This is a genomic window from Yoonia sp. R2331 (assembly GCF_041103235.1).
In the GTDB taxonomy this organism is placed as follows: Bacteria; Pseudomonadota; Alphaproteobacteria; order Rhodobacterales; family Rhodobacteraceae; genus CANMYO01.
In genome coordinates this window covers 2,756,043-2,768,335 of record NZ_JBGCUN010000001.1, presented here as the reverse complement: position 1 = coordinate 2,768,335, position 12,293 = coordinate 2,756,043, and the positions used below count along the sequence as shown (strand labels likewise).

At 59.4% G+C, this 12,293-nt stretch carries 15 protein-coding genes; 7 read left to right on the top strand and 8 right to left on the bottom strand.

Translation table 11 applies throughout. From position 1 onward, the window contains the following. Position 1: 1 nt before the first annotated feature. The 4 genes from AB3Y40_RS14245 (at position 2) to AB3Y40_RS14230 (ending at position 3,255) form a co-directional block, all read left to right on the top strand. Positions 2 to 871 (top strand): F0F1 ATP synthase subunit gamma, encoded by an 870-nt coding sequence (locus AB3Y40_RS14245; RefSeq protein ID WP_369439448.1) that lies wholly within the window; start codon positions 2 to 4, stop codon positions 869 to 871. A gap of 20 nt (positions 872 to 891) precedes the next feature. Continuing rightward, positions 892 to 2,316, top strand: coding sequence for a F0F1 ATP synthase subunit beta (atpD, locus tag AB3Y40_RS14240; protein ID WP_369439447.1), 1,425 nt, complete (start codon positions 892 to 894; stop codon positions 2,314 to 2,316). Between the two features lie 19 nt (positions 2,317 to 2,335). Beyond that, positions 2,336 to 2,764: a F0F1 ATP synthase subunit epsilon gene (locus tag AB3Y40_RS14235; RefSeq protein ID WP_369439446.1), complete on the top strand. Its 429-nt coding sequence runs from the start codon at positions 2,336 to 2,338 to the stop codon at positions 2,762 to 2,764. A gap of 143 nt (positions 2,765 to 2,907) precedes the next feature. Beyond that, positions 2,908 to 3,255: an H-type lectin domain-containing protein gene (locus tag AB3Y40_RS14230; RefSeq protein WP_369439659.1), complete on the top strand. Its 348-nt coding sequence runs from the start codon at positions 2,908 to 2,910 to the stop codon at positions 3,253 to 3,255. Positions 3,256 to 3,265: 10 nt separating this feature from the next. Here the strand turns inward: AB3Y40_RS14230 and AB3Y40_RS14225 are convergent, their stop codons facing one another. Together AB3Y40_RS14225 and AB3Y40_RS14220 are read right to left on the bottom strand one after the other, a co-directional pair. Continuing rightward, positions 3,266 to 3,478 (bottom strand): hypothetical protein, encoded by a 213-nt coding sequence (locus tag AB3Y40_RS14225; RefSeq protein ID WP_369439445.1) that lies wholly within the window; start codon positions 3,476 to 3,478, stop codon positions 3,266 to 3,268. Between the two features lie 157 nt (positions 3,479 to 3,635). Beyond that, complete coding sequence (locus tag AB3Y40_RS14220; RefSeq protein ID WP_369439444.1) at positions 3,636 to 4,652, bottom strand: ribose-phosphate pyrophosphokinase; 1,017 nt, start codon at positions 4,650 to 4,652, stop codon at positions 3,636 to 3,638. 104 nt (positions 4,653 to 4,756) lie between these two features. Between AB3Y40_RS14220 and AB3Y40_RS14215 the strand changes: the two genes are divergently transcribed. Then, complete coding sequence (locus tag AB3Y40_RS14215) at positions 4,757 to 5,356, top strand: 2-hydroxychromene-2-carboxylate isomerase (RefSeq protein WP_369439443.1); 600 nt, start codon at positions 4,757 to 4,759, stop codon at positions 5,354 to 5,356. Continuing rightward, complete coding sequence (locus AB3Y40_RS14210) at positions 5,357 to 6,133, top strand: alpha/beta fold hydrolase (RefSeq protein WP_369439442.1); 777 nt, start codon at positions 5,357 to 5,359, stop codon at positions 6,131 to 6,133. Here the strand turns inward: AB3Y40_RS14210 and AB3Y40_RS14205 are convergent. The 5 genes from AB3Y40_RS14205 to AB3Y40_RS14185 all read right to left on the bottom strand — a co-directional run bounded on the left by AB3Y40_RS14205 (position 6,130) and on the right by AB3Y40_RS14185 (position 10,089). Next, the gene (locus AB3Y40_RS14205) at positions 6,130 to 7,176 is read right to left on the bottom strand and encodes a threonine aldolase family protein (protein ID WP_369439441.1); all 1,047 of its coding nucleotides are present in this window, start codon (positions 7,174 to 7,176) and stop codon (positions 6,130 to 6,132) included. The genes AB3Y40_RS14210 and AB3Y40_RS14205 overlap by 4 nt on opposite strands. Beyond that, positions 7,177 to 7,644 carry a YcgN family cysteine cluster protein gene (locus AB3Y40_RS14200; protein ID WP_369439440.1) on the bottom strand — a complete coding sequence of 156 codons (468 nt, stop codon included), beginning with the start codon at positions 7,642 to 7,644 and terminating at the stop codon, positions 7,177 to 7,179. Then, positions 7,637 to 8,575, bottom strand: a complete 939-nt coding sequence (locus AB3Y40_RS14195) for a bifunctional riboflavin kinase/FAD synthetase (protein ID WP_369439439.1) — start codon at positions 8,573 to 8,575, stop codon at positions 7,637 to 7,639. Before AB3Y40_RS14195 ends, AB3Y40_RS14200 begins: the two co-directional genes overlap by 8 nt. A 59-nt stretch (positions 8,576 to 8,634) precedes the next feature. Continuing rightward, positions 8,635 to 9,078, bottom strand: coding sequence for a MaoC family dehydratase (locus tag AB3Y40_RS14190; protein WP_369439438.1), 444 nt, complete (start codon positions 9,076 to 9,078; stop codon positions 8,635 to 8,637). A gap of 135 nt (positions 9,079 to 9,213) precedes the next feature. Then, positions 9,214 to 10,089: a TIGR01459 family HAD-type hydrolase gene (locus tag AB3Y40_RS14185; RefSeq protein WP_369439437.1), complete on the bottom strand. Its 876-nt coding sequence runs from the start codon at positions 10,087 to 10,089 to the stop codon at positions 9,214 to 9,216. 302 nt (positions 10,090 to 10,391) lie between these two features. On the opposite strand from AB3Y40_RS14185, the gene AB3Y40_RS14180 reads away from it, so the two are divergent. Next, the gene (locus AB3Y40_RS14180; protein ID WP_369439436.1) at positions 10,392 to 11,156 is read left to right on the top strand and encodes a DUF7003 family protein; all 765 of its coding nucleotides are present in this window, start codon (positions 10,392 to 10,394) and stop codon (positions 11,154 to 11,156) included. A gap of 176 nt (positions 11,157 to 11,332) precedes the next feature. Here AB3Y40_RS14180 and AB3Y40_RS14175 read toward each other — a convergent pair whose 3' ends face one another. Further along, entirely contained in the window at positions 11,333 to 12,250 is a 918-nt protein-coding gene (locus AB3Y40_RS14175; protein WP_369439435.1) for a manganese-dependent inorganic pyrophosphatase, read from the bottom strand. Positions 12,251 to 12,293 lie beyond the last annotated feature (43 nt).

Below are 12,293 nucleotides of genomic sequence, written 5' to 3'. Positions count from 1 at the left end.
TGTGCCGAGTTTGAAGGACCTCAAAAACCGGATCGAAACGGTCAAATCGACCCGTAAGATCACCAAGGCCATGCAGATGGTGGCCGCCGCGAAATTGCGGCGGGCGCAGGATGCAGCCGAGGCCGCGCGCCCCTATGCCGAGCGTTTCAACGCCGTCATGGGTGGTTTGGCAGCCTCTGCTGCGGGTTCGCCATCTGCGCCCAAGCTGCTAAGCGGTACCGGTTCTGACCAGACCCACCTTTTGGTGGTGATGACGGCAGAACGGGGGCTGTGCGGTGGCTTTAACGGCAACATCGCCAAGCTGGCACGTGCCAAAGCCAACGAACTGCTGGCCGCAGGCAAGACCGTGAAGATCCTGACCGTGGGCAAAAAAGGCCGCGACGCGATCAAACGGGATCTGGGCGAGCATTTTGTAGGCCACGTTGACCTGACCGAGGTCAAGCGCGTGGGTTACGTAGATGCCCAGGGCATCGCCAAGGACGTGTTGGCCCGGTTTGACGCGGGCGAATTTGATGTCGCCACGCTGTTCTTTTCGCGCTTTGAAAACGTCGTAACCCAGCATCCGACAGCGTTGCAGGTGATCCCGGCGTCGTTCGAAGAGACCGAAGCCGATACAACGCTTTATGACTACGAGCCCAGCGAAGACGCCATTCTGGCCGATTTGCTGCCCCGTGGTGTCGCGACACAGGTGTTTACCGCTTTGTTGGAGAACGCCGCCTCTGAGCAGGGTGCCCGGATGTCCGCCATGGACAACGCCACCCGCAACGCAGGCGAAATGATCGACAAGCTGACGATCGAGTTTAACCGCTCGCGTCAGGCCGTGATCACCAACGAACTGATTGAAATTATCTCGGGCGCTGAGGCGCTCTAAAAGACAACCGGAGAAACGATATGGCAAATGCAAAAGGCAAGATCACGCAGGTGATTGGCGCCGTCGTTGACGTGCAGTTCGGGGACACGCTGCCCGAGATTCTGAACGCCTTGACGACTGACAACAACGGCAAGCTGCTGACCCTTGAGGTCGCGCAGCACCTGGGCGAGAACACCGTGCGTGCCATCGCCATGGACTCCACCGAAGGTCTGGTGCGCGGGCAAGAGGTCACCGACCTTGGTGCGACCATTCAGGTACCCGTGGGCGATGCCACACTGGGCCGCATCATGAACGTGGTGGGTGAGCCTGTTGACGAAAAAGGCCCGATTGGTGCCAAGGAAACACGGTCCATCCACAACGAAGCACCTGCGTTCGAAGCGCAGTCCACCGCATCCGAAGTGCTGGTGACCGGCATCAAGGTGATCGACCTGCTGGCCCCCTACGCCAAGGGTGGTAAGATTGGTCTGTTCGGCGGTGCCGGCGTGGGCAAGACAGTTCTTATTCAGGAACTGATCAACAACATCGCCAAGGTGCACTCTGGCTATTCGGTGTTTGCTGGTGTGGGTGAACGGACCCGCGAAGGCAACGACCTGTACTACGAATTCATCGAATCCGGTGTTATCAACGCTGACGACCTGACCAAGTCCAAAGTGGCGCTGGTTTACGGTCAGATGAACGAGCCTCCGGGTGCGCGTATGCGTGTGGCCCTGTCAGGTCTGACAATGGCCGAGCAGTTCCGCGACCAGTCGGGTACGGACGTGTTGTTCTTTGTCGACAACATCTTCCGCTTCACTCAGGCCGGTTCCGAGGTGTCCGCGCTTTTGGGTCGTATCCCATCCGCTGTGGGCTATCAGCCGACGCTGGCCACCGACATGGGGTCGATGCAGGAACGGATTACATCCACCAAGAACGGCTCGATCACCTCTGTGCAGGCGATCTACGTGCCTGCGGATGACTTGACCGACCCTGCACCTGCGACATCGTTTGCGCACTTGGATGCGACGACCGTTTTGAACCGTGCGATTTCGGAAAAGGGGATTTACCCAGCCGTTGACCCGCTCGATTCAACTTCGCGTCTGCTGGACCCTGCGATCGTGGGTGAAGAGCACTATTCGGTTGCGGCCGACGTGCAGCAGATTCTGCAGCGTTACAAGTCTTTGCAGGACATCATCGCGATTCTGGGCATGGACGAACTGTCAGAAGACGACAAACTGACGGTGGCGCGCGCGCGTAAGATCGAGCGTTTCCTGAGCCAGCCGTTTGACGTGGCGCAGGTGTTTACCGGGTCGCCCGGTGTGCAGGTGCCGCTGGATGACACCATTGCATCGTTCAAGGCCGTGGTCGCAGGTGAATACGATCACCTGCCCGAAGGTGCCTTTTACATGGTGGGCGGCATCGACGAGGTGAAAGCCAAAGCCGAAAAGATGGCTGCGGACGCCGCATAATCGAACTTAAAGGAGCCAAATGATGGCAAACCTACAATTCGATCTGGTCTCGCCTGAGCGGCGGTTGGCATCGCTGGAGGCGACCGAGGTGCAAATCCCAGGTGCCGACGGTGATATGACCGCCATGGCCAACCATGCGCCCACGATCACCACGCTGCGCCCCGGTGTGCTGCGTGTGATCCACGGTGGTGGCACGGATGAATATGTGGTGGTCGGCGGTTTTGCCGAAATCACCGCTGAATCCGTTTCTGTGCTGGCTGAAAGCGCGCTACCGCGGGGTGAGGTCACGCAAGAGGTCTATGACGGCATGATGGCAGAGGCGAAAGCCGCGCATGACAACGCAAAAGAGGTGTTCAAGAACGAGCCGGGCCCCGTTGATGACGCGGCCAAGCTGATCGCGGATATGGTTGCCGTGGGTGGCCACATCGGCCTGACAGCGAACAACTGATCACGTGCAATAGATAGCTGTTAACTATTCGTTAACAGCTGTGACAAAGGCTCCGCACTGCGGGGCCTTTGTTGGTTTTGGGGGATCGCCAAGGGCTTTGGCGCATGGCAGGTTCAGCGCATTGGGATCAAGAGCGACAAGTCATGCGTAAATTTGCCAGTCACACTATTGGCGTCGATCAGGGCGACGCAGTGTTATTTTCCGACTTTGAAGACGAAGGTGAAATGTGGACCGGTCACGGTGCGCGGTTGAAGCGCCTGAAGGTCGCGTTCTCTGAAAGTTTTGATGCGGCCCCAGCGGTCACGGTGGCGCTGAGCATGTGGGATTTTGGTCATGATACCAACGTGCGCGCGGATGTTCAGGCCGAGAAGATCACGCCGAAAGGATTCGAGGTTGTCTTTCGGACCTGGGGCGACACGCGGGTGGCGCGCGTGAGGGTCGCTTGGCAAGCTATCGGCGCAATCAGCGATGAAGAGGCCTGGGACATCTAGCTTCAGACCGCTACGCCCCGGCTCCGCCAGAACCACCGTAATCTTGTCCTTTTAACTTCGCTTTTGTCGCCGCAATGCGGTCATACCCCGCGCTCGGAGAATGCGGCTGATGCCCTAAACGCTTTCGTGCATTTTCCTTGCGGCGTATCGTGTGGATCGCCCATGCGATGAAGACGACCAGAACGATTGGCACAGAAATGTTAACGATTGCGTTCAATGTCATTCTTGCGCCCATTCCAACCGCGATTGCGCAGACGCGGTGCCGTCCCCGCGTCAGTTACATACCAGCTTTCACGTTCAATGCCCAATCACTGTTAGGCCCGGACAACAAACTGAACCTGAAAGTTGGTTTGAGCAGAACGCACCAACGTTGCGACGACTTAGCCCCGATACGTGCCTTCGTAGATCGGCTTTAGCGTTTTATGATTGAACAGAGATGACACGCTGGTGCCGTTCCAGGTGTTCAGGATGGCTTGGGCAAAGACCGGCGCGGTCCCGACGATGCGGATGTTCTTGCAATCCTTGACCGCGTCTGTGGCCGCGATCGTGTCGGTGATCACCAGGTTTTTCATCACCGATTTGCTGATCCGGTCGACCGCAGGGCCAGACAACACGCCGTGGGTGATGTAGGAGTGTACCTCTTTCGCGCCGTTTTCCATCAGCACTTCGGCGGCTTTGCAGAGCGTACCTGCGGTATCGACGATATCGTCCACGATCAGGCAGGTGCGGTCTTTCACGTCGCCAATCACAGTCATTTCGGCCACTTCGCCGGGCTTACCGCGGCGCTTGTCCACGATCGACAAGGGCGCGCCAATCCGCTGCGCCAGATCGCGGGCGCGGGCCACGCCGCCCACATCGGGTGAGACCACCATCACGTCGTCCATCCGGTCCTTGAAATGGTGCATCACGTCCAGCGCAAAGACCGGGGAGGCGTAGAGGTTATCCACGGGAATATCGAAAAAACCCTGGATCTGCGTTGCGTGCAAATCCAGGGTCAGAATGCGCTCGACGCCTGCTTCAACCAGCATATTTGCGACCAATTTGGCGGTGATTGGCGTGCGGGCCTTTGACCTGCGATCCTGCCGCGCGTAGCCGAAATAGGGGATCACCGCTGTGATCCGGGCGGCAGAGGAGCGGCGCAGCGCGTCTGCGATGATCAACAGCTCCATCAGGTTGTCGTTGGCGGGGTTCGAGGTCGGCTGGATAATGAACATATCCTCGCCGCGCACGTTTTCGAAGACTTCGACGAAAATCTCGCCGTCGTTGAACCGCTCAACCCGCGCGTCGCACAGGCCCACATCCATGCCCCGGTGCACTGACATCCGGCTTGCGACAGCCTCTGCTAGGGGTCGGTTTGCATTGCCGGAAATCAGCTTGGGTTCTTGGACGGAGGGCATCAGGGGGTCCTTTGGCAGAAGGGGTCGGCGGATTCGCGCAGTCGTTGACACGCCCTAGCACAGCGTTACGGTCGCGCAAAGAATTCAGACCCTTGGGAGGCCAAATGGCGCACGTCGATTACTACTTTGCAACGATCAGTCCGTTCACATACCTGTCGGGCACCCGCCCGGCTGAGGTCGCGGCCGCACAAGGGGCCACGATCACTTACAAGCCGCTGGATATCATGGGGCTGTTTTCACGGACCGGAGGCACACCGCCCAAGGATCGGCACCCTAACCGACAGGAATACAGGTTGCAGGACATGCGCCGCCGGGCGGCACTGATCGGGATGCCGCTGAACCTGAAACCTGCGTTCTGGCCGACCAACCCGGCCCCGTCGTCCTATGCGATCATTGCGGCGCAAAACGCAGGCGGTGGCGATCTGGCGGCATTGGTTGCGGGGCTGACACGCGCCTGCTGGGCCGAGGAAAAGGACATCAGTCAGGACGAGGTGATTGTCGCCTGTCTGGAAGCCGCCGGGTTCGATGGAGGCCTTGCGACCTCTGGCATGTTGCAGGGGGCGGAAACCTATGCGGCCAATCTGGAAGAAGCGATAAACGCGGGCGCATTTGGCGCGCCGTTCTTTATCTGCGACAGTGGCGAGCGGTTCTGGGGCGAAGACCGGATCGCCGATCTGGAGGCGCATCTAGCCGGAAAAGTCTAAGTGCTGACCCGCGTCGCGGGAGCCGATGTCTGGGTCGCGCAGGAGGGCGAGGGCCCGGTATCGGACCTGATGATCCATTGCTCGTTGGCGCGGCACACGTCCCTGTTGCCGTTGGTGCGGGCGCGCAAGCGGTCGGCACGCCTGTTTGATCTGCCAGGACATGGGCAAAGTGCGGATTGGACGAAAGGCGCAGATTTTCATGCGGCAACAACAGACATTGCGACGAAACTGTTGCCGGATGCGCCTGTGCATCTTGTCGGGCATTCCTTTGGCGGCACCGTGGCCTTGCGCGTTGCGCTGGAAAACCCCGGACGGGTGCGGGCGCTGACGTTGATCGAGCCGGTGCTGTTTGCAGCGGCACGCGGGACCCGGGAACATGCCGCCCACGAAGCCGAATTCGCGCCGTTCACTGCAGCCGTGCAGGCCGGTGAGAGGATGCGGGCGGCTGAAATGTTTCGCGGCATCTGGGGCGAGGGTGACTGGCCTGACCTGCCGGAACGGGTCAAGGCGCATTTGGCAAAGCGCATTCACCTGATCACGTTGGCGGACCCTGCGATTGCAGAGGACAATGCAGGCCTGTTGGATGCCGGTCGCTTAGAGGCGCTGGATATTCCCGTCACCTTGGTACGGGGACGCGAGACACGGCCAGTGGTCGGGGCAATTCATGCCGCACTGGCGGCACGGCTGCCACAGGCCCGCGAGCATGTCATTGCAGGCGCGGGCCATATGGTGCCGCTGACCCACGCAAGTGCCGTTGCTGCCGTGATGCCGGATTAGCCGTGCAGCAGTGCCAGAAAGGCATCAACGCTGTCGTCAGCCATGGACCAATCGGTGACCAGCCGCCCGGTCAGGATGCCGCCCACGTCGCCGGTCGCCACGTCACCGTCTTCGACATAGTAGACGGCACCAGACCCCAGCAGGTGTTGGTGCAGGCGGCGCGGGGCCTCAAAGAAAGTCATGTTGGCTTTGGGTGCATAAAGCACGCGGACCGCGTTGTGGCCCGCAAGACCTGCGCGCAGGCGGTTGCTGCTAGCGTTTGCGCGGGCCGCGAGATCAAGCCACAAGTCATCTGTCAGATAGGCCTGCATCTGCGCAGCCAGATAGCGATGCTTTGAAAATAGATGCGCGCCGCGTTTGCGCCGCAGCTCGAACTCTCTTTCTTTCGCGGGATCAAAGAAAATGCAGGCTTCGGCCCCGATCAGACCGTTTTTGGTGCCGCCGAAGCTGACGGCGTCGATGCCTGCCTTCCACGTCATCTCTGCCGGTGTGCAGCCAAGAGTGACCAGCGCATTGGCGAAACGGGCACCGTCCATGTGGGTTTGCAGGCCGAATTCTCGGGCGACATCGGTCAGGGCGCGGATTTCATCGAGCGTGTAGAGTGTCCCGCGTTCCGTCACTTGGGTCAGAGACACCGGCCCGCGCTGTGGGCCGTGAACGCCGCGATTACCCTCTGCCTCGATCGCGGCGCGCAGGGTAGCGGGGGTCATCTTGGCGTCTTGCGCGCCCACTAAGGTCAGCTTGGCCCCTGTGTAGAATTCCGGCGCGTTGCATTCGTCACAGTTGATATGGCTTTCGGGGGTGCAAAAGATCGTGTCCCACGGGTTGGCCATGGTGCCAAGGATCAGCACGTTGGCGGCAGTGCCGGTGGCGGCAAGGTGAACCATGGCCTGTGGAGCTTCGAAGATTCTGCGCAGGCTGTCGCGGACATCATCGGTGATCGCATCCCCGCCATAGCCCATCGCATAGCCTTGGTTGGCGTTTGTCAGGGCGGTCACCACGGATGGATGGGCTGGACCTGCGTTGTCTGAGGCAAAGAACATCTATGTCGGCTCCTGAAAAATGTAGTCGTCCCAGTCGTCTTCATCGACCTCGTGTTCGGGCACGGTCATGCCTTTGACAGAGACACCGGCGCGGTGCACGCTGTCGGGATCGCCAGAGACAAGCGGGTGCCAGTCGTAAAGCGGCCGGCCCAGTGCGACCAGGCGATAGGCGCAGGTTTTGGGCAACCAATACATATTGTCGTCGATGGTTTTGGGTGTCAGCACGATGCATTCGGGCACAAATTGGTGCCGGATCGGGTATTGGCTGCACAGGCAGGTGGAATCGTCGAGCAAACGGCAGGCGATGCGGGTCAGATCGACCGTGCCGTCTTCGTCTTCAAGCTTGTTGAGGCAGCATTTGCCGCAGCCATCGCAGAGCGCTTCCCATTCGGGCTGGGACAGCTTGTCCATCGGGGTGTTTTCCCAGAACCTGTCGCGCAGGCCGTTGCGGGGGACACCGTCAGACATCAGCGAGGATCTTGCGGGCCAAGGCGCAGTCCTTGTCCATCTGGTCGATCAGGGCCGGAACGGTGGTGAACTTGAGCTCTGGCCGGAGGTACTCGACGAGTGCGACGGAAAGGTGCGTGCCGTAAAGATCGCCTTTGAAATCAAAAAGAAACGTTTCACAGTTGGCTTCGTTTTCGCCAAAGGTCGGGCGGGTTCCGATTGAGGCGGCACCGTCATAACGGCCCGCATGAGGGCCGGTCAGCACGTCCACGGTGACGGCATAAACGCCAAAGTGGGGCAGATGTAGGTCGGTCATGGTCATGTTGGCAGTGGGAAAGCCAAGGTCGCGGCCGCGCTGGTCACCGCGCACCACCTCGCCCTCGATCCGGTGCCAATGGCCAAGCATTTTGGCGGCGTCCCGTGGGCGGCCCTCTGACAGGGCGGTGCGGATCGCGGTGGAGCTGATCGGTGTATCGCCAAGATCAACCATGTCGGCGATGGTGACGCCAAAGCCCATATCAGCGCCGAATTGTTTTAGCGCGGCGACGTCGCCTGCGCGGTCCTTGCCAAAGCAGAAGTCTGCGCCCACCACCACATGGGTCAGGCCCAGGCGGTCAACGATGATCTGTTGCGCAAATTCGACCGGGCTCAGCGCGGAGAGGGCGGCGTTAAACGGAACCTCGTACAGCTTTTCGACGCCAAGCTTGTCCAGACGGTTGGCGCGCGCTTCGGCGTTCATCAGCCGGAAGGGCGTATCGGAGCGGCCAAAAAAGCTGCGCGGGTGCGGCTCGAACGTCATGACACCCAGCGGGGCCTTTGCGCGGCGGGCAGCGTCGCGGGTGATGTCGATCACCGTCTGATGGCCCAGATGCACCCCGTCAAAGTTACCGATGGCCGCAGCAGCGCCGCGGTCGGCGGGGTCAAGATAGAGGGTGTCACGAATGATGCGCATGGCGTTTGCTAGCGCGGTGCTGGGTGGTGTGCAAGCGATGGGCGTAAGCTGCTGCCGGTTCAGTCGAATTTCGCAGACGGGGCCAGTACGTTCGCCTCGCCCGCCAGAACCTTTTTGCCATCGACCAGACACCGGGTTTCCATCGTCACGCGCCGCTTGGCATAATCGATTGCGGTCACCTCAACCTCTGCCGTGACCAGATCACCAGGGCGGACAGGGGCGAGAAACTTCAGCGATTGCCCAAGGTAGACGGTGCCGTGGCCGGGCAGCTGTTCACCGATGACAGCAGAGACCAGACCGGCGGTGAGCATGCCGTGCGCGATGCGGCCGCCAAAGATCGTGTCGCGGGCATAATCGTCATCGAGATGGACAGGGTTCCGATCGGTCGACACCTCGGCAAACAGTTCGATATCCCGGTCGGTGACAACCTTGGTCAGGGACCGCATCATGCCGATTTCGATATCTTCGATCACGATGGTGCCGCGTGGGGCGTTGTCCAACATCATGTCCTCCGTCCGGTAATTAAAGTGCAAATAGCAAGGTAAAGTTGAAACTTAATTACTTTGCGGCCGCAGAAAGTCAAGCAAAAAGGGCCGCGCGATGTGCACGGCCCTTGCATGTGAATTGGTCAGGGAAATTTAGCGCAGAAAGCCGATTGTATAGGTAGTCGCGGTCATTTGCGCCGTCAGAAAGGCGGTCAGGGCGGCGGGATCGGGCTGTTCCATTGTCTGGGTCTCTGCTGCGGCGAGGCCGCCGGAGATAAAGAGCGAATCGAGGTCTTCCTGCTGGGCGCCAAGGATATCGGTGCCAATGCCATCGCCGATGCAGATGATCCGGGGGTCATGTGGTGCGCCATCGAGGGCCGCGAGCCGCCGCCGCGCCAGATCGTAGATCGGGGGATGCGGCTTGCCGAAGTAGAGGCTTTGCCCGCCCATTTCAGTGTAAAGCGCTGCAAGCGCGCCGGCGCACCATTCGCGCACCTCGCCTCGGTCGACGACGATGTCAGGGTTGGCGCACAGAAGCGGCAACCCCATTTCGCGGGCGCGCAGGAAGTCGGCGCGGTTCACATCGGGGTCGGCCATTGGGTCGAATGGGCCGCAGCAAACGATGCCCTGGGCCTGATCCAGCGGGACCTTAGTGATGGAAACGGGGTTGGTGATGATCTTGAGCGGTTTGAAAAAGTCGTCGTCGCGGGGGCTTTCGCCCATGAACCAGATCTTTTCGCCCACGGCCCCCTGAAACATCGCCGCGCGCGCGCTGTCGCCCGAAGTGGCAATGGCGTCCCAGGCATCATCCGGCACACCAAGCCCCTTGATCTGGGTTGCGACACTGTCCCACGGGCGGGGTGAGTTGGTGACCAGCACCACCTTGCCACCCGCCGCGCGATAGGCTTGCATGGCGGCCACCGCATCGGGCATGGCGGCAACGCCATTGTGCATACAGCCCCAGAGGTCGACAAAGGCCGCGTCGTATTGTTCAGAAATCTGAGCAAAGTTCTGGATGATCTGGGTCATGGTCACTCCGTTCTTGCTGCCGGTATGCGGGCGGGCGTGGCAAAAGGGAAGGGTGCGTGGGGGAGATTTCGCAAAGTGGCAGCGTTCAACAGGCGATGGCACAACTGACGAGGATGCGCGATCAGTTGTTCGGCACTTAATGGCGCGCTTTCCCCATTAGATGCCCGCTTTCGAATGCAAAGCAAGAGGACCGTTCTTGGCTGCGCCTTAAGTGTATGAATCCGTCATCGGAGCTGAACTCTTCACTTCAGATAGATCACAAGCGCCTTGCCTTCACGCAAATTGAGACTCAAGGTTTGTTCATGTTCAAGTTTTTTCGAAAGCGCAAACCAAATCCTCTTGATGCCAAAGCGATCCTTGGTGTGTTGGACCGGTCTGCCGAAGCATTCATGTTCCCGATGCTGGACAATGGGTATGTCTATCTCGCAGCCTCTCGAATGTCTCTTTTCCGGTCTGACGAACACTGGGCGATTGTCTTCGAGATTTTCGGCTTTTCGCCGCGCGCAGGTCACCCAGATCTGGCGATTGTTACCATCTCCAGCAAACCTAGCGATAGGGACAAACCGTCAGACTACGCATCCGATGAAGCCTACAATCACTATTTGGAGTACAACCCATACTGGGACATGAGGAACTTCTGGCCGATCTCAAATGATGATTGGATAGACAAGGACAACCCGGAAATCGTATCGGAGCAAGGCGAGATTGTCTTGCGGGGCACGTCTTTGAAAATTCCGCAATCGAGCGCCTACGCTACGACGGGCGTTGTTTTGAAAGAAGAACAGCCCACAGTATTTGAGCTTTGCCGCTACCTCGCATATCATCATCGTGAAGCAATACTGGCAGTCAATACCGAGCGTCGGGTGAGCGTTCTTCCTGAAATGAAACAAATCATGCTCTTAAATGAGTGGCATCACCCAGACCTAATCAACGGGCAATTTCCGAGCCAGACTACAACTTTTCAACAGCTCGCGCGTGTTCTCGAGAGCAATGCACCTGAGCTGTATTCGACGGAAGAGTCCGCAAATAATCACTGGAGAAATTGGCCCGAGGGCGGAACCCTGTAGCCAAGCGACAATTCACGCACCACACGGTATCTGAAAAAAGATCTATTGATGCCACCGCGACGCGCCCCAAAATCCTTTGAAAGGATTTTGCCAAGACCTTTGAAAGGTCTTGCCCCCCCCAAATGCAAACGGCGCACCCGGGTGGATGCGCCGCTGTCGGAAACGTTGGGGTATGTTCAGACTTTGAGGTTCGGAATAATCTGTTTCTTCCGGCTCATCACGCCAGGCAGGACTACGGTGTCACCGCTGACGGACGCACCAAAAGAGGCTTCGGCCACGGTTTTGGTCAGGTCGTTGGGGATCAGCATTGTGGCTTCTTCGTTCAGGATATCGACCACGAACAGCAGCACCTGGTCCACGCCGTCTTCGGCGGCGACGCCGGGCATGCTGTCCATGATCGAGGCTTTGCGGTCGAGTATGATTTTGGGTGCAGTGGTTTCCAGCACCGAGACGCGGAATTTGGTTTCGCCGACGGCGTATTCCTTACTGTCCATCCGCAAAAGCTCTGCGTCAGAGAATGCGCTGACGTCGGATTTTGCCTCGAACATCTCAGAGGCATAAGCGTCCAGATCAAGACCCAGATCAGAGGCGAGCGCCTGCGCCAGCGACTTGTCGGTGTCGGTTGTGGTGGGCGAGCGGAATGCCAACGTGTCGGACAGAATGCACGACAGCATCAGGCCCTTGATGCCTTCGGGCATGTGAGCCGCGTGGTCGCCCATCAGTTGGTGCATGATCGTAGCCGTACAAGCCAGTGGGCGCACGGTGATGTCAATCGGGCCTTTGGTTTCCAGCCCGCCGACCAGCTTGTGGTGGTCGATGATCGCCTGCACATCTGCGCCGTTGATGTTGGCGGGCAGCTCGGCGGGGTTGTTGGTGTCCACGATGATGCAGGGCTGATCATCGGCCACGTCGTCAATCACGGCGGGCAGATCGAAGCCCCAGTGCTGTGCCACAAAGGCCGCTTCTGTGTTTGGCGTGCCCAGCAGTGCGGCTTTGGCGTCGACGCCTTGATGGGTCAGGAACCATTCCCAGATCAGCGGCGATCCGGTGCTGTCGGTGTCGGGGGCCTTGTGGCCGAAAATGAGCGTTGTCATGGGGTCGTGCCTTTCATCAGCGGCGTCAAATCGCGGGCGTTAT